Source organism: Nonomuraea sp. NPDC052116 (genome assembly GCF_040680035.1).
Taxonomy (GTDB): domain Bacteria; phylum Actinomycetota; class Actinomycetes; order Streptosporangiales; family Streptosporangiaceae; genus Nonomuraea; species Nonomuraea angiospora_A.
Genome location: NZ_JBFAWA010000013.1, coordinates 40,057 through 65,514, shown reverse-complemented (window position 1 = coordinate 65,514; position 25,458 = coordinate 40,057). Strand labels below are relative to the sequence as shown.

17 protein-coding genes and 1 pseudogene are annotated in these 25,458 nt (G+C 71.7%); 9 read left to right on the top strand and 9 right to left on the bottom strand.

Annotated elements, in window-relative coordinates; translation table 11 throughout:
* The first annotated feature begins 8 nt into the window (after positions 1–8).
* The 3 genes from AB0L65_RS25260 to AB0L65_RS25250 all read left to right on the top strand — a co-directional run bounded on the left by AB0L65_RS25260 (position 9) and on the right by AB0L65_RS25250 (position 5,488).
* Positions 9–2,675, top strand: coding sequence for a sugar-binding protein (locus AB0L65_RS25260; RefSeq protein ID WP_364249395.1), 2,667 nt, complete (start codon positions 9–11; stop codon positions 2,673–2,675).
* Between the two features lie 69 nt (positions 2,676–2,744).
* Positions 2,745–3,473 carry a DUF6882 domain-containing protein gene (locus AB0L65_RS25255; protein ID WP_364249393.1) on the top strand — a complete coding sequence of 243 codons (729 nt, stop codon included), beginning with the start codon at positions 2,745–2,747 and terminating at the stop codon, positions 3,471–3,473.
* Between the two features lie 77 nt (positions 3,474–3,550).
* Positions 3,551–5,488: an alpha-glucuronidase gene (locus tag AB0L65_RS25250; RefSeq protein ID WP_364249391.1), complete on the top strand. Its 1,938-nt coding sequence runs from the start codon at positions 3,551–3,553 to the stop codon at positions 5,486–5,488.
* On the opposite strand, the gene AB0L65_RS25245 is transcribed toward AB0L65_RS25250, so the two are convergent.
* The 8 genes from AB0L65_RS25245 to AB0L65_RS25210 form a co-directional block, all read right to left on the bottom strand.
* Positions 5,450–7,993, bottom strand: a complete 2,544-nt coding sequence (locus tag AB0L65_RS25245) for a hypothetical protein (protein WP_364249389.1) — start codon at positions 7,991–7,993, stop codon at positions 5,450–5,452. The two genes, AB0L65_RS25250 and AB0L65_RS25245, sit on opposite strands and share 39 nt — an antisense overlap.
* A gap of 87 nt (positions 7,994–8,080) precedes the next feature.
* The gene (locus AB0L65_RS25240) at positions 8,081–8,767 is read right to left on the bottom strand and encodes a DUF624 domain-containing protein (RefSeq protein WP_364249387.1); all 687 of its coding nucleotides are present in this window, start codon (positions 8,765–8,767) and stop codon (positions 8,081–8,083) included.
* The gene (locus AB0L65_RS25235; RefSeq protein ID WP_364249385.1) at positions 8,764–9,033 is read right to left on the bottom strand and encodes a hypothetical protein; all 270 of its coding nucleotides are present in this window, start codon (positions 9,031–9,033) and stop codon (positions 8,764–8,766) included. Before AB0L65_RS25235 ends, AB0L65_RS25240 begins: the two co-directional genes overlap by 4 nt.
* 12 nt (positions 9,034–9,045) lie before the next feature.
* Positions 9,046–10,683: an extracellular solute-binding protein gene (locus AB0L65_RS25230; protein ID WP_364249383.1), complete on the bottom strand. Its 1,638-nt coding sequence runs from the start codon at positions 10,681–10,683 to the stop codon at positions 9,046–9,048.
* A gap of 27 nt (positions 10,684–10,710) precedes the next feature.
* Positions 10,711–11,586: a carbohydrate ABC transporter permease gene (locus AB0L65_RS25225; protein ID WP_357739936.1), complete on the bottom strand. Its 876-nt coding sequence runs from the start codon at positions 11,584–11,586 to the stop codon at positions 10,711–10,713.
* Positions 11,583–12,566 (bottom strand): ABC transporter permease subunit, encoded by a 984-nt coding sequence (locus AB0L65_RS25220; RefSeq protein WP_350727790.1) that lies wholly within the window; start codon positions 12,564–12,566, stop codon positions 11,583–11,585. The genes AB0L65_RS25225 and AB0L65_RS25220 overlap by 4 nt, the downstream gene beginning before the upstream one ends.
* Positions 12,563–14,911 (bottom strand): glycoside hydrolase family 3 N-terminal domain-containing protein, encoded by a 2,349-nt coding sequence (locus AB0L65_RS25215; protein WP_364249380.1) that lies wholly within the window; start codon positions 14,909–14,911, stop codon positions 12,563–12,565. The genes AB0L65_RS25220 and AB0L65_RS25215 overlap by 4 nt, the downstream gene beginning before the upstream one ends.
* Before the next feature lie 213 nt (positions 14,912–15,124).
* Positions 15,125–15,835: an IclR family transcriptional regulator gene (locus AB0L65_RS25210; RefSeq protein ID WP_364249378.1), complete on the bottom strand. Its 711-nt coding sequence runs from the start codon at positions 15,833–15,835 to the stop codon at positions 15,125–15,127.
* Between the two features lie 200 nt (positions 15,836–16,035).
* Between AB0L65_RS25210 and AB0L65_RS25205 the strand changes: the two genes are divergently transcribed.
* Genes AB0L65_RS25205 through AB0L65_RS25195 form a run of 3 tightly spaced genes read left to right on the top strand, consistent with a single transcriptional unit; the run spans position 16,036 to position 21,504 of the window.
* Positions 16,036–17,178, top strand: coding sequence for an aminotransferase class V-fold PLP-dependent enzyme (locus AB0L65_RS25205; protein ID WP_364249376.1), 1,143 nt, complete (start codon positions 16,036–16,038; stop codon positions 17,176–17,178).
* Positions 17,175–19,946, top strand: a complete 2,772-nt coding sequence (locus tag AB0L65_RS25200) for an FAD-linked oxidase C-terminal domain-containing protein (RefSeq protein ID WP_364249374.1) — start codon at positions 17,175–17,177, stop codon at positions 19,944–19,946. Before AB0L65_RS25205 ends, AB0L65_RS25200 begins: the two co-directional genes overlap by 4 nt.
* A 25-nt stretch (positions 19,947–19,971) precedes the next feature.
* On the top strand, positions 19,972–21,504 hold the full coding sequence (locus AB0L65_RS25195; protein ID WP_364249372.1) for an SLC13 family permease: 1,533 nt from the start codon (positions 19,972–19,974) through the stop codon (positions 21,502–21,504).
* A 162-nt stretch (positions 21,505–21,666) separates the two neighbouring features.
* Here the strand turns inward: AB0L65_RS25195 and AB0L65_RS25190 are convergent.
* Positions 21,667–22,755 (bottom strand): annotated as a pseudogene (locus AB0L65_RS25190) (aminotransferase class I/II-fold pyridoxal phosphate-dependent enzyme); the annotation flags it as partial.
* Between the two features lie 222 nt (positions 22,756–22,977).
* On the opposite strand from AB0L65_RS25190, the gene AB0L65_RS25185 reads away from it, so the two are divergent.
* The 3 genes from AB0L65_RS25185 to AB0L65_RS25175 are packed head-to-tail and all read left to right on the top strand — an operon-like array spanning position 22,978 to position 25,458.
* Positions 22,978–23,916, top strand: coding sequence for an ATP-binding cassette domain-containing protein (locus AB0L65_RS25185; protein ID WP_364249370.1), 939 nt, complete (start codon positions 22,978–22,980; stop codon positions 23,914–23,916).
* Positions 23,913–24,668 (top strand): ABC-2 family transporter protein, encoded by a 756-nt coding sequence (locus tag AB0L65_RS25180; protein ID WP_364249368.1) that lies wholly within the window; start codon positions 23,913–23,915, stop codon positions 24,666–24,668. Before AB0L65_RS25185 ends, AB0L65_RS25180 begins: the two co-directional genes overlap by 4 nt.
* The gene (locus tag AB0L65_RS25175; RefSeq protein ID WP_364249366.1) at positions 24,661–25,458 is read left to right on the top strand and encodes an ABC-2 family transporter protein; all 798 of its coding nucleotides are present in this window, start codon (positions 24,661–24,663) and stop codon (positions 25,456–25,458) included. Before AB0L65_RS25180 ends, AB0L65_RS25175 begins: the two co-directional genes overlap by 8 nt.

Below are 25,458 nucleotides of genomic sequence, written 5' to 3'. Positions count from 1 at the left end.
GAGGTTCCATGCGTAAACGCCTGTCATTGGTGCTGGCCGCCACGGTCGCGCTCGCCCTCTCACCCGCCGTTCCCTCCACAGCCTCCGCCGCCTCCACCACCGGCGCTCCCGTGGACCTCGACGCGCTGTTCGTCGGGGCCCACCCCGACGACGAGGCGTTCAGCCTGTCCACGCTCGGCCAGTGGAACGAGGACCACCGCGTACGCACCGGCGTCGTCACCGTCAGCCGCGGCGAGGGCGGCGGCAACGCCGTCGGACCCGAGGAGGGCCCGGCGCTCGGGCTGCTGCGCGAGTCCGAGGAGCGGGCGGCGGTCGGCAAGGCGGGCGTGCGCGAGGTCTTCAACCTCGACGACGTCGACTTCTACTACACGGTGAGCGCCCCGCTGACCGACCAGATCTGGGGCGCGGACACCCTGGAGAAGGTCGTGCGGGTGGTCCGCCAGACCAGGCCCGAGGTCATCCTGACCATGGACCCGGCGCCCTCCCCCGGCAACCACGGCAACCACCAGCAGGCGGCGCGGCTGGCCGTGCAGGCGTTCTACGCGGCGGCCGACCCCAAGGTGTTCCCCGAGCAGATCACCCGCGAGGGGCTGCGCCCGTTCGCGGCGGCCCGGCTGCTGCTCGGCGGCGGGCGCGGCACCTCGCAGACCGGCCCGTCCTGCGCCTCGACCTTCCGCCCGAACAACCCCGCGCAGAATGTGTACGGGGTGTGGAGCGGACGCCCCTCCCAGGCCCAGGGCAAGACGTGGGCCGCGATCGAGCGCGACGCCCAGCGCGCGTACGCCTCCCAGGGCTGGGCCGTCTTCCCCGACGTGCCGTCGGACCCGAACCAGCTCGGCTGCGACTTCTTCACGCAGGTGGACTCGCGGGTGCCGTTCCCCGAGCCGGGCAGCGCGGCGGCGGCCGCGCCGACGGCGATCCTCGACGGCGCGCTGACCAGGGCGAGCGGGGCGGTCCCGCTGGGCACCCTGTTCGAGCTGCGCGCCGGCACGTTCGACGTGCGGCCCGGCACGCCGTTCACCGTCAAGGTCAGCGCGACCGCGCCGGCCCGCGAGCCGCTGGGCCGCTCGTCGGTGACGCTGGGCGTGCCCGCGGGCTGGCAGGTCAGCGGCTCGGGTGACCTGGGCAGGCTCTCCGCCGGACGCACCGGGACGGCGACATTCACCGTAACCCCCGCCGCGGGCACCGGGCGGGCGCGCGTGTCGGCCGCGCTGACCACCGAGCGGGGCCGCGGCTACACCGACCGGCAGGTCGAGATCAGCCCGCCCGTACGGGCCGGGCAGCAGCTCCTCCCCCAGGTCGCCCAGTACGAGAAGTGGACCTCCGAGGTCGGCGTGCCGCAGCTGCGCGGCATCGTCACCCCCGTGCTCACCCTGCCCTCCGGCGGCTCCCGGCAGGTCGGCGTCGTGGTGACCAACGTCAGCGACGCCGCCAAGTCGGGGACCGTGCGCGTGGACCTGCCCGCCGGGTTCACCGCGGACCGCGTGGAGGCGCCCTACAGCGACCTGGCCGCCGGGGCCTCGACGATGGTGCCATTCACCGTCACGAACTCCGACCCCTCGTTGAAGACGTCCAACCAGGGCGGCGACTACGCGTACACCATCAGCGTGGACGGCGCGGTCGCGAGCAAGCCGGCACTCGAACTGGTCCCGGCGGCCTCCGTGCCGCAGGCGTCGCCCACCGTGGACGGCGTGGCGGGCGACGGCGAGTATCCCGGGCCCGCCCTCGACATCTCGCGGCTGTGGGAGGGCACGGCCTGCTCGTCCGCGGCCGACTGCTCCGGCACCGCCAAGCTCGCGTGGCGCGACGACACCCTCTACCTGCTGGTACAGGTGCAGGACGACGTGCTCGGCACCCGGCTGGCCGCCGCCGACTGCAAGCGGCACTGGCGTACCGACTCGGTGGAGGTCACGCTCGACCCGCGTGGCACGTCCGAGAACACCTCGACCACCTTCAAGACCGCGGTGCTGCCCGTGACGGCCGAGGGACCGCCGTGCTTCCTGCGCGACGCCGACAACCGCCAGGGCCCGGGCGAGCAGACCGCTCCCGGCATGCGGGTGGCCTCGAAGGTCGTCTCGGGCGGATACACCGTGGAGATGTCGATCCCCCTGGAGCTCCTGCCCGGCTCCATCGACCCCACCCACCTCGGGCTGAACATCCTCGTGTACGACTCCGACACCCAGGACAAGACCGGCCAGACCCGGATCGGCTGGTCGACGTGGGGCGGCGTGCAGGGCGACCCGTACCGGTGGGGCGCGGCCACGCTGACCGGCTACCGGCCGCCCGCGGACCGGCCGGTGCCCGACCCGGTGATCCCCGACACGGCCCTGTCCAGCCTGGACTCGCCGCAGTCGCTGGAGCAGGCGGTCCGCGTGAACGTCCCGCTCGCGGGCGGCCCGGCGGCCAAGGAGTCGGAGAGCGGCCAGGCCGTCTCCGCCACCGGCGGCCAGAAGGAGGTGAAGGTGACGCTGCGGGCGGAGGCGCCCGGTAAGGCCCACCTGTTCGTCCGCGACGACCAGGGGACGGCGGGCAGCCGCGTCGTCACGGTGTCCCGCAAGGGCGTCACGACCGTCACCGTGCCCCTGACCCGCGCCCCGGCCGCTCACCCGGCGGTGGTGGCGGGCTGGGAGGCGCCCGGCGGCGGCACGGCGGCCTCGCAGGTGAAGGTGCGCTGAAGTCGAGCTGCCCGCCCTCCGGGAAGGAGGGCGGGCAGCCCTGTCGGCCGCATCCCGTAGTCTGCCGGGATGCCGGAATCCCTCACCCTCACGAACCTGCTCGACGACGCGGCCATCATCTCCCTCGAGCACCAGATCCACCTCGAAGAGGTCCTCGGCGAGCACAACTGGAGCGTCGACCTGCGGGAGCAGCGCTTCCAGTTCACCGGGAGCCGCACGATCACCTGCACCCGCTTCCACCTGCTCGGCAGCGCCGCCCCCGGGCCGGAGTCGTGGCTGTGGGCCTGGGCCAACCCGTCCGGCTTCCCGGAGCCGGTGACCGCCCTGTCGGGGACGCTGCGGGACTTCGGGCAGCGGTTCGGCATCGCGGAGCTGGCCTCCGCGGAGGTCCCGTTCGCCGCGCTGCCCACCTCCCCCGCCGAGCCGCACTTCGCCGCCGCGATCCTCACCGAGGCCGCCAAGGCGGTGACCGGCCACTGGACGTCCTACAGCGGCGACGCGGGCGGCGGCACCCGGGCCGCGTTCCTCGTCGAGCACCCGGACTTCCAGCTGCCGCCGCCCGAGCCGGTCCGCGTCATGCGTGTCCTGCAGCAGGCGCTCTCCCTGCCGCTGCTGACGGACCACCGGCGCGCGATGCACGGCTACGCCGCCCGCCGCGGGCTCGGGGCGTCCTACAGCGACGCGGGCGGCGACCGGCTCATGCTCACGGGTCCCGGTTTCGAGGCGGCCGTCGACTTCGACGGACACGGCCGCGTCGGCAACATCAGCGCGACCCTGTCGGCGCCCCGCGGTGCCTGAGGAGCGCCACCCCTGATCGCTCGCGGCGGGTGCGGTTTCGATAGATTCATCCCTCGGTGACCGACCGAAGGAGCCTCGTGACCATTCCCGAACTGACCGACGTCCACGCGGCGTGGCTGCCGCCCGAGGCGTTCCGGGCGATCGGTTCCCGCCGTACTCTCGTGCGGGCCGACGGGCCGCTCGCCGAGACCGTGCGGGCGGAGGTCACGCGGGCCCGCGCCGGGTACGGCGACGGCTCCGAGGGCCCGTACGACCTGGTGCTGGGCCTGGACGCGGCCGAGGGAGCGGACGGGTACGCGATCGCGCGGCGGGACGGCGTCACGACCGTGACCGGCGGCGATCCGGCCGGGCTGCTGTACGGGTTCTTCCACGTCGTACGGCTCGGCGAGGCCGCGTTCGGGGCCGACAGGGAGACGGAGCACCACCGGCCCGCGATGCGCCGGCGCATGCTCGACCACTGGGACAACATCGACGTGCACCCGGTGATGGGCCAGGTCGAGCGCGGTTACGCGGGCGGCTCGATCTTCTGGGACAAGGGCGCGCCGCGCGCCGACCTGACGCGGGTGCGCGCCTACGCGCGGCTGCTGGCCGCCTCCGGCGTCAACGCGGTCGCGATCAACAACGTGAACGTGCACGCCACCGAGGCCCACCTGCTGACCGACCGGCTCGGCGAGGTGGCCGCGATCGCGGCCGAGCTGCGCCCGTACGGGATCCGCGTGCACCTGTCGGTCAACTTCGCCTCCCCGATCGCGCTCGGCGGCCTGCCCACCGCCGACCCGCTCGACGAGGGGGTGCGGGCGTGGTGGGCGCGGACCACCGAGCAGGTGTACGCGACGATCCCCGACTTCGGCGGATACGTGGTGAAGGCCGACTCGGAGGGCCAGCCGGGCCCGTTCGCGTACGGGCGCACCCACGCCGACGGCGCGAACATGCTGGCCGAGGCCCTGGCCCCCTTCGGCGGGGTCGTGCACTGGCGGGCCTTCGTCTACAACCACCGCCAGGACTGGCGCGACCGCTCGACCGACCGCGCCCGCGCCGCCTACGACCACTTCGCCCCGCTCGACGGCCGGTTCCTGGACAACGCGATCCTGCAGGTCAAGCACGGCCCCATGGACTTCCAGACGCGCGAGCCGGTCTCCCCGGTGATCCTGGAGATGCGGGGGACCCGCCTGGCGGTGGAGCTGCAGGTGACGCAGGAGTACACCGGCCAGCAGCGGCACGTCTGCTACCTGGCCCCCATGTGGAGCGAGATCCTCGCGTTCGAGAACGTCGCCGAGGCGGGCGACCTGGTCGCGGTCTCCAACGCGGGCGACGACCGCTACTGGACCGGCCACCCGCTCGCGCAGGCCAACCTGTACGCGTTCGGCCGCCTGGCCTGGGACCCGGGCCTCGACCCCGCCGCCGTCCTCGACGAGTGGATCGACCTCACCTTCGCGTGGCCCGGCGAGTCGCTGCGGCGCACCCTGCACGCCATGATGGACGGGTCGTGGCGCACGTACGAGCGCTACACCGCGCCGCTCGGCGTCGGCTTCATGGTGCGCCCCGGCCACCACTACGGCCCGGACGTGGACGGCTACGAGTACACGCCGTGGGGCACGTACCACTTCGCCGACCGCGACGGCGTGGGCGTGGACCGCACGCGCGCCACCGGCACCGGCTTCACCGACCAGTACCCGCGGCCGTGGTCGGACGTCTACGAGTCGCTGGAGCGCTGCCCCGACGAGCTGCTGCTGTTCTTCCACCACGTCCCGTACGGGCACGTGCTGCACAGCGGCTCGACGGTCATCCAGCACATCTACGACACGCACTTCGCGGGGGCGGAGGAGGCGGCCGAGACGCGGCTGCACTGGGAGAAGCTGGCCGACACCGGCGCGGTCGACCCGGACCTGTACGCCCGGGTCAAGGAGCGGCTCGACGAGCAGGTCCGGTGCGCCGAGGAGTGGCGCGACCAGATCAACGCCTATTTCTTCCGCAAGTCAGGCGTCCCCGACGCGCGCGGCAGGCGCATCCCCTAGGGAGCGCCCGGCGAACGACCGCGCGACGGCGATCACAGCCGCCACCAGCACGGGCAGGGCGACGATCGCGGGCCACGGCACGTCCGGCACGACGTCCGGCGTGACGGGCCCGCCCTGCCAGGCACGCACGAGCCGGGGCATCAGGACATGGCAGAGCCCCAGCCCCAGCAAGGCGCCCCCGGCGGCGTGCCACAGGGCCGCCCAACGGCCCGCGGCGGCGGCGCGGAGCAGGAGGCCGGACGCGGCCACCAGCCCCAGCGCGATCGCTCCGCCCAGCAGGACGGGCGACGGGACCGCCGGATCCGGCGAGCCGATCACCGTGACGTCCCACCCGGATCCGGCCACCGCCGCGCGGGCCGCGTTCCCGTCGCCGTCCACGGCGAGCCACCAGTCGGTGGCGGGCAACGGCGGCCGTGCCGCGGCCAGGTTCCAGGCCTGCAAGGTCTGCCAGTCCATGAGAACGGCGGCGGAGTCGAGAGCGACGCCGGGCATGCGCTCGACGACACCGGCGAGCTCGACCTGGAGCGGTCGCCGTCCGAGCGAGATGGAGCCGGTCCGGCCCGTGGCGAGCTTCGCCGAGGCGGCCAGCTCGGGGGTGAGCACGATCGGCACCGGCCGGTCAGGGGCGGCGTTCAGCGGTACGGGCCGCACGACGGAGGCACCGTCCTTCACCTTCAGGGAGAAGATGCCGCCTCCCGTCCCTTCCGACCATCGCTGGCCCGCGGGAAGGGCCAGTTCCCCGCCGTCGGCGCGCAGCGCCGTCACGGTGATCACGTGCGCGGAGTCGTCGGTGGCGTCGCCCAGGAAACCCCGGACGGCAAGCGGGTAGGCGATCTTCCCGTCCCGGCCGGCCAGGCCGGCGAGGTCCACGTCCACCTTCGCGGAGCCTTCGCGCGGCGGAGCGACCGGCAGGTCGTGCCAGACCCCGAGAGCGTCGGAGACCACCGCGCGCAGCCGCACGGAGCCGTCGGACCGCTCGACCTCGACGGTCAGCGTGCGCGGCCGACCGGGCAGCGGCAGGGTGCCGAGCTGGGGACGGCCAGCGACCATCGCGGCCGCCAGCTGCGCCACCGTCCGGTCCGACAGATCGGGCCGCAGCCGGAACACCTCGCCGAGGCGGTTCGCGTCGACGCCGAGGAGGGTGCTGTAGCGGAGGTCGACGTCGACGCGATCGCGGTGCCCGGGCACCGCGGCGGTGACACCGGGCAGCGCGGTGAAGGCGGTGCCACGGCCGAGGACGCCCGGCTCGCCTCCCGCCGGCGGGCCGGTCAGCCGCACGTCGGCACCGGCCTGGTGACGGGCCTGGTCCGCCTGCGAGGAGCGCCAGGTCGTGGCGCCACCGATCGCGAGAACGGCGACCGCGGCGGCGATCCCCGCGGAGAGCGCCCGTATCCCCGGCCTCGGTGCCTCGGCGACCAGGCACACGACCGCGACCAGCGCCATCAGGATCGCCACCAGGAGTGTTCCCGACAGGTCCGGCAGCCGTAATCCCGCGGCCCGCCACCACGGCGTGGCCTCCGCCAGGGACAGCAGCAGGCGGACCACGAACGGTGCCAGGAACGCGCAGCCCATGGCCACCGCCGCCGTGCCCAGGGCCCGGCCGGTCCGCCTGGGCCCGGGCGTGAGGAGCAGCGCCAGGGCCAGGAGCGCCGCCAGACCCAGGACGGTCCAGCGGGCCGCCTGCGCGGCGGCCTCGATCCGGGCCAGGGTGCCGGGGAGAGCACTAGCGGGCGTGCAGTCGGGGCAGCCGTTCGCCTTGAGTCGTTCCCGCAGGTCCGGCAGCCGGGCGGCGGCCGTACGCAGCCGCTCGACCGGCAGGCCGCGCAGGTCGGGCACGACGGTCCAGGTGGCGTCGACCGTTTCGGCGAAGCGGTCGAGGAAGGTGGCCTGATCCACCATGAGCGGGCCGTAGGTGGTGTATCCCTCCCTCTCGACGCCACGGCCGAGCATCAGGTCGCCGGCCCAGCGCGGCCCGTACGGGTCGTCGGGCACGAACACCCCGGTGATCTTGACCTTTACCGGCTCGGCGTCGATACGGCCGATCGTGGTGAACACCTGTCCGGCCGTGAAGCCGGTGAACGAGGCAGCGGCCAGGGAGATCGCCGCCTCGACCGGCTCGGTGCGCGACCGGGGCCAGGAGCCGCTGACCAGTCTCGCGTGCTGCTGGAATCCGTCGAGACTGCCGAACCTGAGCCGCTCCGGCCGCCGGTACCTCAGCTTCTCCTGGCCCGGCATCGTGTAGCCGTCCGAGCGGAGCAAGGTGGTCACCTCGGTGGGCGCGCCACCGAACGCCAGAGCCGTCTGTTCCCGTACGGCCCGGTCGAACCCGGCGAAGTTCCCGGCGTTGATCACGCCGGCGACCGTGACGCCGACGGCCTGAGGCGGAGCCGTCTCCACGGCATGCCGCACTTCCGCATCGCCCAGAGCCGCGGCACACATGCCGAGCCCGGCGAACACGGTGGCGACCAGCAGGCTCACCACGCCCAGCCTCAGCACTGACGGCATGCCCCGCCACCTTCCGCAGCTCTCATCTCCCGGTGATCACCGGGAGATCATGCTGAGGATAGTGGCTCGATCCGCGCCCGCGACTCCTCAGGCGGTGAAGCGCTCGCGGACCTCGGCGATCACCGGGCGGCTGTTCCACAGCAGGGCCGCGGCGAACGCCGAGGCCAGCAGGGCGGGCGCCAGCTCGGTGGCGACCATGGTGATGCCGCCCGCCACGATCAGCAGCGACGCGTTGCCGAGGGCGGCCTTCGGGTGGCGCATGAGGAAGTACGACGCCAGCCGCGCCACGTCCACCGCCCGGAACGCGAACAGCGACGTGATCACCAGCGCGTTGGCCGCCCACAGCAGCGCCGCCAGCGCGACGAGCACGAGCAGCACCGCCCACCACCCCGGGACGCCGGCGACGGCGAAGTTCGCCAGGTTCGTCCCGACGACGGCCAGCGCGACGAGCCACGGCACCCAGATCTTCAGCACGCCGCGCACGTTGGCCTTGTAACCGCGCCAGAACGCCGCCGCCGGACGCAGGTCCGTCAGGTCCCGGCTGCGGTGGCGCAGCGCGTAGAGGGCGGCCGACAGCGCGGGGCCGAGCGGCAGCGCGCAGGCCGCCACCAGCGGCACGTTGGCGGCGTCGCCGCCGAGCAGGGTCAGCGCGATCAGGCCGGGCGCGGTTGCGACGAGGAACAGGCCCTCGACCACCAGCAGGCTGTAGATCAGCGTGGCGGCGCGCGAGAGCGGGCCCTCGCCGAACCGCCGCCCCGCCGACACCTCGCTCATCGGCTCTCCTCTCCCAGGCCGAGCAGCCGCCTGTCGTCCCACCACGGCGGCGTGCGGTCCACCACCGGTGTGAGCTCGACCAGCGTAACCTCGTGGCGGTCGAGCCGGAGATCCAGGTCCACGCGACCGTCCGCGCCGGGCAGGCTCCGGTGGGAGCGCACGGGCTCGGCCGCCTCCCGCAGCACGTCGAGCTCCCTGGGCCGCGGCGAGCGCGGGCGGCCCAGCTCGCGCCACGCCGCCCACGCATTGCCCTTCTCCTCGCTCACCGACGAGCGCAGTCAGCCGTGGTCCTTCTTGAAGCGCTCGTAGGCGGAGTTGACGAGGTTCATGTAGGAGGTCATGTTCTTGGCCTCCAGCTCCTTGACGTAGGCGTCCCACTCGCTCAGGTCACGCTCGCCGAGGACGAACTTGAGCGTCTGCTGGGTGACGTAGTCCTTCAGCGGCGTCTCCCACAGCGTGGCCTGCTCGCGCTCCTCGTCGTTGAACGGGTGCGGCGGCTCGACCGGCCAGTCCTTCCTGGCGTTCATCACGTCCTGGAAGGCCACCTCCTCCTCGGAGAAGGTGGAGTTCAGCAGCTTGGTGGTGCCGCCGTAGGCGAACACGCCGTTGGAGAAGCCGAAGTCCTTCTGCAGGTGCTTGGGCGCGCCGGGGTTGAGGCCGACGAAGTCGATGTCCTTGGCGAGCTTGAAGGCGCCCGAGGCGTCCTTGGTGTACGTCGTGCCCTCGACGCCCCACTTGGCGAACTCCTCGCCCTGGTCGGAGTACCAGAGCCAGTCGACGAACTGCATCATGGCGACGAAGTTCTTGTTCTCCAGCGCCTTCTTGGAGATCATGATGCCGTTCTCGAGCCGAGTGTCGATCTTGTACTCGCCGACCGGGCCCACGGGCACCGGGATCTTGGCGACCTTGGCGCCGGGGACGAGCTTGCTCAGCGTCGGGCGGTAGTCGTTGACGATCGACTGCGCGTTCGCGCTGATCACGAACGACTTGCCGGAGTTGAACTTCTGCTTGGCCTGCTCGTCCTGCTGGGTGAAGCTCTCCGGGTCGAGCAGCTTCTCCTTCACCAGCTTGTTCAGGTACTCCAGCATCTGCTTGTACTGCGGCATCGCGCCGGTGTAGACGAACTTGCCGGCCGTGGCGTCGAAGGTCGCGTGCTGGTACTGCCAGCCGCCCTTGGCGCCGTAGGCCTGGGCGACGAGCTTGAACAGGTTGCCGCCGGGCGTGGGGACGCCGAACCGGTCGGTCATCGGGTAGAGGTCGGGGTATTCCTTCTTCAGCGCCTTGAGCAGGGTGTAGAGGTCATCCCAGGTCTTCGGGACCTCCAGCTTGTGCTTCTCGAGGATGTCGGTCCGCACGGCCAGGGAGTAGTCGATCCAGATCTCCTCGTGGAGGCCCGGCAGCAGGTAGATGCGGCCGTCGGCCTGGCGCAGCGTGTCCAGCTCCGGCTCCATCTTCCACTTGGCGACCTTGTCCTTGAAGTTGGGCATCAGGTCGAAGTAGTCGCTGACCGGCAGGACGGCGCCGGAGGAGACGAACGCCTCCTCGGCCGGGTGGTAGGTCTTCGGGATGATGAGCGGGGCCTGGCCGGAGCCCACCAGCAGGCCGCGCTTCTTCTCGTAGTCGCTGAGCGGCACCTCCACCGGCTTGATCGTCACGTTGGTCCGCTTGGTCAGCTCCTGCCAGAACAGCCAGTCGCTCTTGTCCGGGTAGAACGGGTGGTTGTTGTAGAGCGCGTCGAACGAGACCGGCTCGGTGGCCTTGAACTGCTGGTTGACTCCGTAGTTGGCCATCGCGCCCGCCTTGTTCGCGGACACGTCGGCGGCCTTCTTCGGAGCCTCGTCCGCGCCGCAGCCGGCGACGGCAAGAGTGAGCGCACCCAGCCCGAGGAGTGCCTGACGGCGGGAGATGTGCTGCATGGGGGGATCCTTTCGGGAGGACAGTGGTTAACCCTTGACCGCGCCGAGCATGACGCCCGAGACGAAGTACCTCTGCACGAAGGGGTAGACCGCCAGGATGGGGAGGACGGTGAGCATGATCGTCACCGACTGGATGTTGGCCGCCGCCGCCGACGCCTCGCTGAGCGACGCACCCGCGGACTCGGCGCCGGTGGCGCCCGCGATGAGATTGCGCAGGTAGATGGTCACGGGGAACAACTCGGTCTTGTTCAGGTAGAGGAACGCCGTGAACCACGAGTTCCAGAACGAGACCGCGTAGAACAGCACCATCGTGGCGATGACCGCCTTCGACAGCGGCAGCACCACCCGCCACAGGACGCCGTAGGTGTTCAGGCCGTCGATGGCGGCGGCCTCCTCCAGCTCCTGCGGCAGTCCCTCGAAGAACGCCTTCATGACCAGGAGGTTGAAGACGCTGATGGCGTTGGGCAGGACGATGGCCCAGATGGAGTTGGTCAGCCCGAGGCCGTTGACCAGCACGTAGTTGGGGATCAGGCCGCCGGAGAAGATCATGGTGAAGACGGCGACCCAGATCAGGAACGTGCGGCCCCTGAGGTGCTTCTTGGACAGCACGTACGCGTAGCACGTCGTCAGCAGCATGGCGATCGCCGTGGCCACGACGGTGTAGACAATCGTGTTGCCGTAGTTCGTCCAGAACGTCGGGTCCGACACCACGAGCTTGTAGGTCGTGATGTTGAACCCGCGCGGGATGAGGTTGACCTGCCCGCCGACGATGTAGCGCTCCTCGCTGAACGAGCGGGCGAGGATGTTGAGGAAGGGGTAGAGCGTCACGATCACGACGCCGCTCAGGATGACGGCGTTGACCACCTGGAAGGCGCGGTAGCCACGGGTCTTCTCGAGGGTCACCACAGGCTCGTCCCAACTGTGCGGCGGGAGATCAGGTTCGCCGAGAGGATCAGCACCACGCCGACCAGGGCCTCGAACAGGCCGATCGCGGCGGCGTAGCTGAGGTTGCTGGACTCCACGCCCATCCGGTACAGGTACGTGGAGATCACGTCCGCGGTCGGATAGGTCAGCGGGTTGTACAGCAGCAGGACCTTCTCGAAGCCCACGGCCATGAACGTGCCGATGTTGAGGATCAGCAGCGTGATCGCCGTCGGCCGGATGCCCGGCAGGGTGACGTGCCAGATCTGCCGCCACCGGCCGGCGCCGTCCATCCGGGCCGCCTCGTAGAGCTGCTCGTCGATGGTGGTCAGCGCGGCCAGGTAGAGGATGGTGCCCCAGCCGACGGTCTGCCAGACCTCCGACGAGACGAAGATCGTGCGGAACCACTCCGGTTTCTGCAGGAACGCGGTGGGCTCCCCGCCGAACACCTTGACGATCTGGTTCACCGGCCCGTCGATGGCCAGCATCTGCATGACGATGCCGGCCACGATGACCATCGACAGGAAGTGCGGCAGGTAGGACACCGACTGCAGGAACCGCTTCACGCGCCGGTTGCGCACCTCGTTGAGCAGCAGCGCCAGCACGATCGGCAGCGGGAAGCAGAACAGCAGGGTCAGCGCGCCGAGGATGAGCGTGTTGGCGAACACGGTCCAGAACGACGGGTCGTTCAGGAACATCTTCACGTACCGCAGGCCCACCCAGGTCTCGCCGAAGATGCTCCCGCCGGGCTCGAACTTGCGGAAGGCGATCACGTTGCCGAGCATCGGGAGGTACCGGAAGATCGCGAAGAACAGCAGCGGCAGGATCGCCAGCGAGTACAGCTGCCAGTCGCGGCGGATCGCGTGCCGCCAGGTGCCGGGTTTGGCCCGTCTGCGCCGGCTGGGCGCCGGTCCCGCCGCCCGCGCGTCTCGCGGCGGATTGTCCAACGACGTTGTGCTCATCCCGCTCCTTCCCGTGTGATACGAGCCATGACCAGCAGGTTCCTGTCGTGACCGAGCTCGCGCTCGGCGCCGGTCAGGCGTAGAGGCACGGCCGTTACCGGGTCCGTCGCGGCGTCCCCGCTGGAGCGCGCGAAGCGCAGCTCGACGTCGCCGGGCTCGACGATGCGCCGGCCGCGCACGCCGGTGAACGACGCGGCGTCGGCCGGGACGGTGAACTCCACGCGGGCGGCCTGCCCGGCCTCCAGCGGGACGCGGGCGTAGCCGACCAGCCGCACCACCGGCCTGGTGGTCTGCGCGACCGGGTCGTGCAGGTAGAGCTGGACGACCTCGGCACCGGCCCGCGATCCGGTGTTGCGGACGCTCACCCCGACGGTGACCTCGCCGTCCACCGGCCACTCGGCCGCACCCGTGTCCGTGTCCGTGTCCGTGTCGAGGGGCTCCCACTCGAACGTGGTGTAGCTCAGCCCGTGCCCGAACGAGTACGCGGGCGTCGGGTCCACCGACGACACCTGCGTACGGCGCCCGAGCCACGGCGACAGGTAGGTGGCAGGCAGGCCGCCGGCGTGGCGCGGCACGCTGACCGGCAGCCGGCCGGTCGGGTTGACGGCGCCGGTGAGCACCTCCGCCAGCGCCTGGCCGCCCCGCTGGCCGGGGAAGAAGCCGTAGACGACGGCCGCGGCCGCGTCGAACTCCGGGCCCAGCGCGTACGGCCGCCCGGCCAGCAGCACCAGGACCACCGGGGTGCCGGTCGCGAGCACCGCCCGGACCAGCTCGGACTGCACGCCCGGCAGGCGCAGGTCGGCGGCGTCGCACCCCTCGCCGGAGGTGCCGCGCCCGAACAGCCCCGCCCGGTCGCCGACGGCGAGCACGCACACGTCGCTGTCCGCCGCCGCGGCGACGGCCGCCGCGATCCCGGAGGTGTCGTCGCCGGTGATCTCGCAGCCCGGCTCGTACGAGAGATCGGGGACCAGCGCGCCGAGCGCCTCGCGCAGCGACGGGAGGTCGAGCCCGAGCCCGTGCTCGGGGTGCGGGCCCACGTGCGCGGGGAAGGCGTAGCAGCCGAGCATCGCCATCGGGTCGTCGGCCACCGGCCCCACGAGCGCCACCCGCCGGCCCGGGGCGAGCGGCAGGACGCCGCCGGTGTTGCGCACCAGCACGATCGACTCGCGCGCCAGGCGCAGGGCGAGCTCCTGGCTCTCCTCGTCGTCGAGCCGCACGTCGGCGGCGTCGCCGGGCAGCGGCCGCCAGTCCTCGTCGAGCAGCCCCAGCTCGGCCTTCTGCGCCAGCACCCGGGCCAGCGCGCGGTCGATGAGCGCCTCGTCGACCTGTCCCGACTTCACGGCCTCGATCAGCGGGGGGCCGAAGGTGTCCACCGTGGGCAGCTCAACGTCGATCCCGGCCCGCAGCGCGAGCCCGGCCGCGTCGGCGGCCTCCGCCGCGACGCCGTGCAGCTTGTGCAGGAACCGGATGGAGAAGTAGTCGGCGACCACCGTGCCCGCGAATCCCCACTCCTCGCGCAGCAGCCCGGTCAGCAGCTCCTCGTCGGCCGCGACGGGGACGCCGTCGATCTCGGCGTAGGAGTTCATCACCGACCGGGCGCCGCCCAGGCGCAGAGCCATCTCGAACGGCGGCAGGATCACGTCCGCCAGTTCCCTGCCTCCCATGTGGGCGGGGGCGAGGTTGCGGCCGCCCCGGGAGGCGGAGTAGCCGGCGAAGTGCTTCAGCGTGGCGACGAGGCCCGCGCCCTCGAGCCCGCGCACGTAGGCCGCGCCGACCGTCCCGACCAGGTAGGGGTCCTCGCCGATCGTCTCCTCGGTGCGGCCCCAGCGGTAGTCGCGGGTGACGTCGAGGACCGGGGCCAGGCCCTGGTGGATGCCGGCGGCCCGCATGGATCGGCCGATCCGCCCGGCCACCTCCTCGATCAGCTCGGGGTCGAAGGAGGCGCCCCAGCTCAGCGGCGCCGGGTACACCGTCGCCCGCCAGGCGGCGAAGCCGGTCAGGCACTCCTCGTGGACCTGGGCCGGGATCCCGAACCTGCTGGCGGCCACGATCTGGGCCTGCGAGGCGGCCAGCGAGCGCGCGCCGGCGACGGGATCGACCGGCGCCGTGCCGAACGGGCGGGTCAGCTGGCCCAGCCCGTGGGCGATGACGTCGCTCCACTCCACGCCCGCCATGTCGGCCTGGTGCGGGGCGACGCCTCCCCCTGACGCGTCGGCGCCGACCCAGACGCCCACGAGCTGGGCGATCTTCTCCTCCAGCGTCATGAGCGGGATGAGCACCTCGGCCCGCTCGGCGGCCGTCAGCCGCGTGTCCCGCCACTTGTCGATTGGTACCTGGCCCCTCATGCCACCCTTTCGGCTCTTCGCCGGCCTGCCGCCGAAACTTTCAAGGAATTCCCGTTAATATTGCGGCAACTTATGGGTCCAGGTTTCGGCGTGTCAAGAGGGTGCAAACCGTTATATTCGCGCTGATCACCGCAGGGTCAGGCCAGCATTCGGCACCCTGCATTTCCAGAAAGTTTCCGGATGCTCAGGTGGCAAGTTGCCGTTCAGCCACCCTCAGGTCAGGGAGTCCGTCAGAGTGCGGGCCGCCTGGGTGACCAACTTGCCGTACTCGCCGCGCAGCTCCTCCGGCATGCGGCTGGCGGGGGTGGAGACGCTGAGGCTGGCGACCGGGCCGTCCGGGCCCAGCACGGCGGCGGCGACGGCCGCGATGTCGGAGCGCCACTCACCGCGGTTGTCCGCGTAACCCCGCGCCCGGACCGCCGCCAGCTCGGCGGCCAGCGCCTCGGGGTCGATGATCGTCGTGTCCGTGTACGACGCGAGCTCCGGCAGCGGGGCGGACCTGTGCGCGAGCACGGCCTTGCCGTTGGCCGAGGCGTGCAGCGGGAGCCTGATGCCGAGCGGCAGCACGATGCGCAGCGGCTTGTCGGTCTCCAGCCGCTCGATCAGGACGACCGCGTCACCCTCCGGCACCATCAGGTGGATCGTCTCCCCGGTGCGCTGCCGCAGCTGCTCCATGACCGGCATCGCCGCGTCCCGCAGGCCCAGCTCCGTCCTGCGGCCGACCTGGAACGCCTTGCTCGTCACCTGCCAGCGCGTGATCTCGCCCGCGGCGGGCCTGATCCACCCGGCCTCGTGCAGCGTCCGCAGCGAGCGCTGCACCGTGCTCTTGGGCAGGCCCAGCACCCGGGCCAGCTCCCCGACTCCGGCGGGCTGGCGGGCGGCGACCTCTTCGAGCACCCGGAGGGCGTTGATCACGTTCTGCATCCATTGACTCCTCTGCGGACCGATTTTAATGTTAGTGAACCGCAACACGGCACGCCGTGCCGTGACACGGCACGCGTGAGGGAGCGCCTGTGTCTGGACTGAGGAACGCAGGGAGCGAAGCGACCGGAGAGACGAGGGAAGACACAGGACCCCAGCGACCGAACCGCGATCCGAAGGATCGCCATGAGGCGCGTCAAGACGTGGGGCGTCATTTCCTGCAGATCCCAGGGCCGACCAACGTTCCCGACCGGGTGCTGCGCGCCATCGCCCAGCCCACCGTCGATCACCGCGGCCCCACCTTCGCCCGCCTGGCCGGCGAGGTCCTGGAGCGGCTGAGGGCGGTCTTCCGGACCCGCCACCACGTGATCGTCTACCCGTCGTCGGGGACGGGCGCGTGGGAGGCGGCGCTGGTCAACACGCTCTCGCCCGGGGACAGGGTGCTGGCGTACGAGACCGGGCACTTCTCCGCGCTGTGGTGCGAGATGGCCGCCCGGCTGGGGCTGGTCGTCGACCTGGTGCCCGGCGACTGGCGGCACGGCGCCGACCCCGACGCGATCGCCGGCCGCCTCACCGCCGAGCACGCCGCCGTCATGGTCGTGCACAACGAGACCTCGACCGGCGTGCGCAGCCGGATCCCGGAGATCCGCGCGGCCGTCGACCGGACCGGGCACTCCCCGCTGCTGCTGGTGGACACGATCTCGTCGCTGGGCTCGATGGACTACCGCCACGACGAATGGGGCGTGGATGTGACCGTCGGCTGCTCCCAGAAGGGGCTCATGCTGCCGCCCGGCATCGGGCTCAACGCGGTCAGCCCGAAGGCGCTGGCCCACCGGGGGCGGCTGCCCCGCTCGTACTGGGACTGGGAGCCGATCATCGCGGCCAACCGCGGCGGCTTCTACCCGTACACGCCGCCCACCAACCTGCTCTACGGGCTGCGCGAGGCGCTCGTCATGCTGCTGGAGGAGGAGGGGCTGGCCGAGGTCTTCCGCCGCCACGACCGGCACGCGGAGGCGACGCGGCGCGCCGTACGGGCGTGGGGGCTCGAGGTGCTCTGCGCCGACGAGCGGGAGCACTCGAGCTCGCTCACCGCGGTGCTGATGCCGGACGGGCACGACGCCGACGCGGTCAGGAAGCTCATCCTCGATCGGTACGACATGTCGCTCGGCACCGGGCTCGGGCGGCTCGCCGGGCGCGTCTTCCGGATCGGCCACCTCGGCCACTTCAACGACCTGACGCTGGCCGGCACGCTGAGCGGTGTCGAGATGGGGCTGAGCGCGGCCGGGGTGCCGATCAAGGAAGGCGGGACGCGCGCCGCGCTGGCCTACCTGGAGGGGGCCGAATGACCCTGGCCCGGACCCTGTCCCGGCTGCTCGAAGGAGACGTCAGGGACGATCCGTACACCAGGCATCTGTACTCCTCCGACGCCAGCATGTACGCCATCGAGCCGCTCGCCGTCGCCTTCCCCCGGCACGCCGGCGACGTCCAGGCGCTGGTCGCGGCCTGCGGCGAGCTGGGGGTGCCGGTGCTGCCGCGCGGGGCGGGCACCAGCCTGGCCGGGCAGACGGTCGGCGCCGCGGTGGTCGTCGACTTCTCCCGCCACATGAACCGCATCCTGGAGATCGACGGCAGGACCGCCCGCGTGCAGCCTGGCGTCGTGCAGGACCAGCTCAACCGGGCGGCCCGCAAGCACGGGCTGATGTTCGGGCCCGACACCTCGACCAGCAACCGGGCCACGATCGGCGGCATGATCGGCAACAACTCGGCGGGCAGCCACTCCGTGCTCTACGGGTCCACCGTGGACCACGTCGAGTCGCTGCGGGTGGTGCTCGCCGACGCCACCACGCCCGACCTGCGCTCCGACGCCCGCCTGGGCGCGGCCGTGGCCGGGGCGCTGCGGGGGGTGGACCTGTCCGGGTTCCCGCGCTTCTGGCGGCACTCGGGCGGCTACCGCCTGGACCTGGCCGCCCGTGACCTGCCCGACCTCACCAGGCTGGTCGTCGGCTCCGAGGGCACGCTGGCCGTGGTGACCGAGGCCACGGTCGGGCTGGTGGACCGGCCCCGGGCCAAGGCCATCGCCGTCGGCCACTTCACCTCCACGCCGTCCGCCATCGCTGCCACCGCGGACGCGCTCTCCTTCGAGGCCGCCTCGGTCGAGCTGATCGACAAGGCCATCCTCGGCTTGTCCAGGCGGCGCGTGGACTACGCCGGGCTCGGCGACATCCTGTCCGGCGACCCCGAGGCGCTGCTGTTCGTCGAGTTCTTCGGCGACAGTCCCGCCGAGGTGGCCGACCGCGTGGACAAGCTCGCCGCCACCTGGAAGGCGAACGGCCACGGCTACCACACCCTGCGGGCCGTCACCGCCGGGCAGCAGGCCGCCGTGCTCAAGGTCCGCAAGGCGGGGCTCGGGCTGCTGATGGCCTCCAGCGTGGGCAGCCGCAGGCCGCTGGCGTTCGTCGAGGACACGGCCGTGCCGCCGGAGCGGCTGCTGCCGTACGTCGAGGAGTTCGCGGAGATCCTCTCCCGGCACGGGCTTTCGGCGGGCTTCTACGGCCACTGCTCGGTCGGCTGCCTGCACATCCGCCCCTTCGTCGACCTGCGCGTGCCCGGCGAGATCGGCACCATGCGCGCGGTCGCCGAGGAGATCGCCGAGCTGGCCGCCCGGCACGGCGGCGTCAACTCCAGCGAGCACGGCGACGGGCTGGCGCGCTCCGAGTTCAACCGGCGGCTGTTCGGCGACGGGGTCTACGAGGCGATGCGGCGGATCAAGCACGCCTTCGACCCGCGCGGCCTGCTGAACCCCGGCAAGATCGTGGACGCGCCCCCGATGACGGAGCACCTGCGCGATCCCGCGATGCCCGCGCCGCGCCCGCTGCGCACCACCCTGTCGTTCGCGGACGGCATGCACGCCGCCGCCGACCGGTGCATGAACGTCGGGGTCTGCCGCAAGGACGACACGGGCGTCATGTGCCCGTCGTACATGGCCACCCGCGAGGAGGAGCACTCCACCCGGGGCCGCGCCAACGCCCTGGTCAAGGCCCTGTCCTCGGACGACCCCCGGCAGGCTCTCGGCGACGGGCGGCTGCACGGGATCCTCGACCTCTGCCTGGAGTGCAAGGCCTGCCAGTCGGAGTGCCCGCTGGGCGTGGACATGGCGGCGATGAAGAGCGAGTTCCTGCACCAGTACCAGGAGACCCACGGGGTGCCGGCGCGGTCGCGGCTGTTCGGGGCGATCCGGACGCTCAACCGGCTCGGCTCGGCCACCGCGCCCCTGTCGAACTGGCTGGCCGCCCCCCTGCGCGGGCCGCTCGGGCTGAGCACGCGGCGGCCCCTGCCCCGCTTCCGCCGCGACAACCTGCTCCGCTGGTTCGCCCGCCGGCCGCCCGCCGCCGGTCAGCGGGAAGTGATCCTGCTCGCGGACTCCTTCACCTCCTTCAGCGAGCCCGGCATCGGGCGGGCCGCCGTCGAGCTGCTGGAGCGCGCCGGCTACCGGGTGCGCCTGGAGTCGGAGGGCTGCTGCGGCCGCTCCAGCATCTCCAAGGGGCTGCTGGACCGGGCCCGCGCGATGGCCGAGGCCATGGTCAGCCGGCTCGCCGGCTCGGACGCGCCGATCGTCGGTCTGGAGCCGTCCTGCCTGCTCACGCTCAAGGACGAGTACGCCGCGCTGCTTCCCGGCGACCCCCGGGTGGCGGCGGTGGCGGCGCGGGCCAGGCTCATCCCCGAGCTGCTGGCGGAGGCCGTCGACGACGGCTCGCTGCCGCTGAACGGTGGGCTGAGCGGGCGCCGGATCCTCCTGCACGGCCACTGCCACGAGAAGGCCGTCGTCGGCACCGCGGCCACGCGCGAGCTGCTGTCCAGGATCCCGGGAGCGAAGGTGGAAGAGATCGACGCCGGCTGCTGCGGCATGGCCGGTTCGTTCGGATTCGAGAGCGAGCACTACGACCTGTCCATGAAGATCGGCGACCTCCGGCTCTTCCCGGCGATCGCCGCATCCTCGCCCGACACCCTGCTGGCGGCCACGGGGGTCTCGTGCCGCCAGCAGATCGCCCACGGCGCGGGACGCGCTGCCCGCCATCCGGTCGAGCTCCTCCACCAGGTGGTCGACCTGCCATAACGCTCGGGGGAGATCGGAGTACGCAGTGTCCGCAGAGCTCCTGTCCATTCTCGCCCTCATCGTCATGTTCGTCATCGCGACCCTCTTCCCCGTGAACCTGGGCGCGCTGGCCCTGGTCGGCGCCTTCCTCGTCGGCACGCTGGCCGCCGGGATGAGCACGGACGACATCCTGGGGGCCTTCCCCGGCAGCCTGTTCGTGATCCTGGTCGGGGTGACGCTGCTGTTCGCGATCGCCACCAACAACGGCACGGTCGACTGGCTCGTACGGGCCGCCGTGCACCTGGTGCGCGGCCGGCTGGCCGCCATCCCGATCGTGGTGTTCGCCATCTCGGCGCTGCTGACGGCCGTGGGCGCGCCGGCCCCGGCGGTGGCGGCGATCCTGGCGCCCATCGCTTTCGGGTTCGCGGCCGACTACCGGATCCATCCGATGCTGATCGGGCTCATGGTGGCGCACGGCACGCAGGCGGGCGCGTTCTCGCCGATCAGCGTGCTGGGCGGGATCGTGAACGGGGTGTCCAGGGACGCGAAGCTGCCCGGCGACGACCTGGTGCTGTTCCTGTCGAGCTTCGCGTTCAACGCGGCTGCGGCGGCGGTCGTGTTCTTCATCTTCGGCGGCCGTCACCTGGTCAATCGCGGCGCCGTCTCCCCCGACGCGCCCGCCCCTGCACCCGTCTCCCCTTCACCCGCCACCTCTACGCCCGCCGCCTCCTCGCCCGCCGCCTCCTCGCCCGCCGCCTCCTCGCCCGCCGCCTCCTCGCCCGCCGCCTCCTCGCCCGCCGCCTCCTCGGCCGTCGCCTCTTTGGCCACCTCGCCTTCGGGTGGGGCCGCCCCCGGCCCGTCGTCCGGCGGGTCCGCCCCCGGGGCCGCGGCCACGTCCGTCTCCGTGGAGACCGCCGACGATGCCGCTGCTCCGGAACCGGTCCCCGACGCCTCCGACGCGGGGTCCGGTGGCCTGCGCCTCACCCCGCACCAGGCGCTGACGCTGACCGGCATCGTCGCCCTCTGCCTGGCGGTGCTGGTGTTCAAGCTGGACGTCGGCCTGACCGCCGTCACCGTCGCCGTCGTCCTGTCCCTCACCTCCCCCAGGACGAACAAGGGCGCCGTCGAGCGGGTGGCCTGGCCGACCGTGCTGCTGATCTGCGGCGTCGTCACGTACGTGGGCGTGCTCCAGGAGATCGGCACCGTCGACTACGTGGGCTCGGCGGTGGCGGCGATCGGCATCCCGCTGCTGGTCGCGCTGCTCATCTGCTACGTCGGAGGCGTGGTGTCGGCGTTCGCCTCGACGGTGGGCATCCTGGGCGCGCTGGTCCCGCTGGCCGTGCCGCTGCTCAACCAGGGCTCCCTGGGCCCGGTCGCGATGATCGCGGCGCTGTCGGTGTCGTCGGCCATCGTGGACGTCAGCCCGTTCTCGACCACGGGGGCGCTGCTGGTGGCCAACGTCAGGGGCATGGAGCGGGACGCCTTCTACCGCAAGCTCCTGGCGTACGGCGCGGCGATCGTCGTGGTGGGGCCCCTGGCGGCCTGGGCCGTCCTGGTGGCGCCGGGCTGGCTCGGCTGACGCCGTCCCGGTGCCACCCGGCCGACTCGGCCGACGCCGCCCTGGTGGCGCCCGGCCGACGCCGACCTGGTGACACCCAGCCGACTCGGCCGACGCCGCGAACGCCGACACGATGCGTTCCTCCTGGGCCTCGGTGTGGGCGGCGGTGATGCTGACCCGGATGAGCGCCTCGCCGGGCGGGACTCCGGGCGAGATCATGGCGGTGGTGAAGACACCTTCGTCGAACAGCTCCCGCCACAGCTGGAAGCACAGGAGGTCGTCGCCGACCGGCACCGCGATGACCGGCCGGTCGGAGGGGACGACCGCGTAGCCCATCGCGGCCAGTTCCCCGCTCAACCGCTGTGCCGCCGTCCGCAGACGGTGACGGCGCCCCGGCTCCGCGATGATGATCTCCAGAGCGGCCAGCGCGGCCGCGGCGCACGCCGGGGACAACGCAGCCGTGAACACCATGGACCGCGCGTAGTGCCGCAGGTAAGCGATGATCTCCTCGGGGCCGGCCACCGCGCCCCCGAGGGTGCCGAGTGCCTTGGAGAAGGTGATGGTCTGCAGATCGACCGCGCTCTCCAGCCCGTGCTGCTCGGCCGCCCCTCGGCCGGTCGCACCGAGCAGGCCGATGTCGTGGGCGCTGTCCATGACCACGCGGGCGCCGTACGCGCGGGCGAGCTTGGCGATGCCCGGCAGGTCGCACACGCTGCCGGAGGTGGAGAACATACCCTCGGTGATGATCAGCCGCCCGGCGCCAGGGTCGGAGGCGTCGAGCAGCCGCTGTAGATGGTCCAGGTCGTTGTGCCGGTAGCGGCGTAATCGTGCGCCGCCCAAGCGTACGGCGTCGATCAGGCAAGCGTGGACCAGCCGGTCACCGATCACCGTGTCACCGGGCCCGATCAGCGCCCCGAGGGCGAGATTGGCCAGATAGCCCGCGCTGGTCACCATGACCGCCGCCCGTCCCAAGAAGGCCGCCAGCCGCGCCTCGAGCTCCTCGTGCAGCGCGAGCGAGCCGTTGCTGAGGCGTGAGCCGCCGCTGCCGGTGCCCAGCCGCCGCGTCGCCCGGACCGCTGCCTCCTTCACGCGTTCGTCGCCCGACAGGCCGAGGTAGTCGTTGGAGCCCGCCTGCACGAGCACCCGCCCGCCGATCACGACCTCGCCCCTGTCCGAGCGCTCCTCGATCGCCTGATAAAAGGGGTAGACGCCGAGGTCCTTCACGAACTGATATGTCTCGGGCAGCCGGCATTTCGCGAACACATCGACCATGGCTTCTCGCCTTCCGAGCGGTTTCGTTGCACGGGCTCTCGTGAAAAAGTCTGCTCGATCGGTTCGCTGCCGTCGCTGTCCACGTGGCGGCCCAGGGCATGGCGGGGCCTTCATCCGCATTCACCACCCTCGTTGCAGAAGCGGATCTGGGTCTCGGCCACCTCCGGCTAGGGGCCGTGAAAACAAGTTGCAGCGTGCGCGCTCCGAAGAAAGTATTCGTGCATGATCCGGGTCGAGGGATTAACCAAGGTCTTCCGCCGGCCACGCACCTTCCCCGGCCCCTTCGGGGCGTTACGCACACTGGTCACCCGGCAGTACGACCACAAGACCGCCGTCGACGACGTCAGCTTCGCGATCGACGAGGGCGAGGTCATCGGCTACCTCGGACCGAACGGCGCGGGCAAGTCCACCACCATCAAGATCCTCACCGGCATCCTCACCCCGACGAGCGGCACCGTGCGGGTCAACGGTCTGGTGCCCTGGCGCAGTCGCTCGGCCAACGCGCGCAACGTCGGCGTGGTCTTCGGCCAGCGCAGCCAGCTGTGGTGGGACCTGCCGCTGATCGAGTCGTTACGGCTGGTGGGCTCGCTCTATGACGTTCCCGCCGCGCGCTTCGAGACGTCGCTGAAGAAGGTGCGCGAGCTACTCGGGCTCGACGAGTTCCTCGACACTCCAGTACGTCAGCTCAGCCTCGGCCAGCGGATGCGGGGCGACCTGGCCGCGGCCGTGCTGTACGAGCCTCCGCTGCTTTATCTCGACGAGCCGACCGTCGGGCTGGACGTGGTGGCCAAGGAGGCCGTACGCGAGTTCATCGTGGAGACCAACCGCGCCGGCCGCACCACCGTCATCCTGACCACGCACGATCTGGCCGACGTCGAGGCGTTGTGCAAGCGGATCATCCTCATCGACCACGGCCGGGTGCTGTTCGACGGTGCCATCGACGCGCTGGTGAACCAGCCCCGGAGGCTGGTGGTGCTGCTCGAGTCCGGGCCGGAGGAGGTGCGTGGCGTGTCCCGGGACGCCGAGGGACGCTACGTCTTCGAGATCCACGACGACCTGCCGGGCATGATCGCCTGGATCTCCGCCGAACACACCATCCGCGACCTGTCGATCGAGGAACCCGACCTGGAGAGCGTGATCAAAGGGATCTACACCCGATGACGCGCATCGGCTTCCGTCTCGCCCTGGCCTACCGCAGCAACATCATCATGACCTGCGTGACGATGGTCGCCCAGGTGTTCCTGCTGCGCATGATCTGGACCGCCGTGTACGGCGCGCGCCCCGTGGCCGCCGGGCTCACGCTGGAGGCGCTGCTGGCCTACCTCACCTTGGCCAACCTGCAGGCCTTCGCCACCCACACGCTCGTCTCCCGCACCGTCCATCAGCGCATCCGTACCGGGACGGTCTTCTTCGACCTGGCCCGCCCGGTCGGCTACCTCCGGCAGATGGCCGCCTTCCAGGTCGGGAACACCGCCGGCGGGCTGCTGCTGCTCGCCCCGGTCGTCCCCGTGGTCCTGCTGGTCGGCTCGATCACCGTGCCGGTCAACGGCCCGGGCTATGTGATCACGCTGGTGCTCGGGTACGTGATCGCCGTGCAAATGGCGCTGCTGATCAGCCTGATCGGCTTCTGGACCATGGAGACCGGGGCCATCTCGCTGCTCTACCGGCTGGTCAGCCAGTTCTTCGCCGGGACGATGGTGCCGCTCGCCTTCTTCCCCGGCTTCCTGGGCGAGCTGGCCGAGGTCCTGCCCTTCAAGTACATGGGCTACGTGCCCGCCGCGATCTACATCGGCCACATTTCCGATATTTCAGGACCTGTTGTGGTTGAGCTCGCCTGGATCGCCGGACTGTGGGGCCTGCTCGAACTGACCTGGTCGAGGGCGCACCGGAGGGTGGTGATCCAGGGTGGCTGAACTCCTCCGCGGCCTGCGGCTGTACGTCCTGCTCCAGCGCGCCTCCGCCCGCGGCGCCCTGCAGTACCGCATGAACACCGTGATCGGCGTCCTCAGCGGCGCGATCTGGCAGGGCACCGGGTTCGCCTTCGTCTGGGTGGTGATGCACACCTTCCCGTCGCTGGCGGGCTGGGGCCTGGCGGAGATCGCCTTCCTGTACGGCCTGCGCCTGACCGCCCACGCCCTGGCCATGATCCCCCTGATGAGCGTGAACGACATCCAGTGGCTCGTCCTCAACGGAGAGTTCGACCGCTTCCTGCTGCGCCCCCTCAACCCCCTCGTCCAGCTCATGGGCAACAGAATGGGCATCGCCCAGTTCGGCGACCTGCTCGTGGGCCTGACGCTGTTCGCCGTGGCCGGCCAGAACGCGCAGGTCCGGTGGAACGCCTGGCTGATCGCCTTCTGCCTGCTGGCGATCGTCGGCGGCGCCCTCATCGAGGCCGCCTTCTTCCTCGCGCTCTGCTCCCTGTCGCTGCGCATGATCGACACCTTCGCGCTGCGGGTCTTCGTCGACGACGTCTTCAGCAAGTTCGGCTCGTACCCGATGAGGATCTTCGGCGGCGTGGTGGAGTGGCTGCTCACGTTCGTGCTGCCGGTCGCGTTCGTGGCGTACGTGCCGGCGAGCGTCGTGCTGGGCAAGCTCGGCAACCCCTGGGCGCTGGCCGCCCCGCTGGTGGGAGTGATCCTGATCGTGCTGGCGTACCTCGTGTGGCGCCGCCAGCTCGACCACTACCAGAGCGTCGGCCATTGA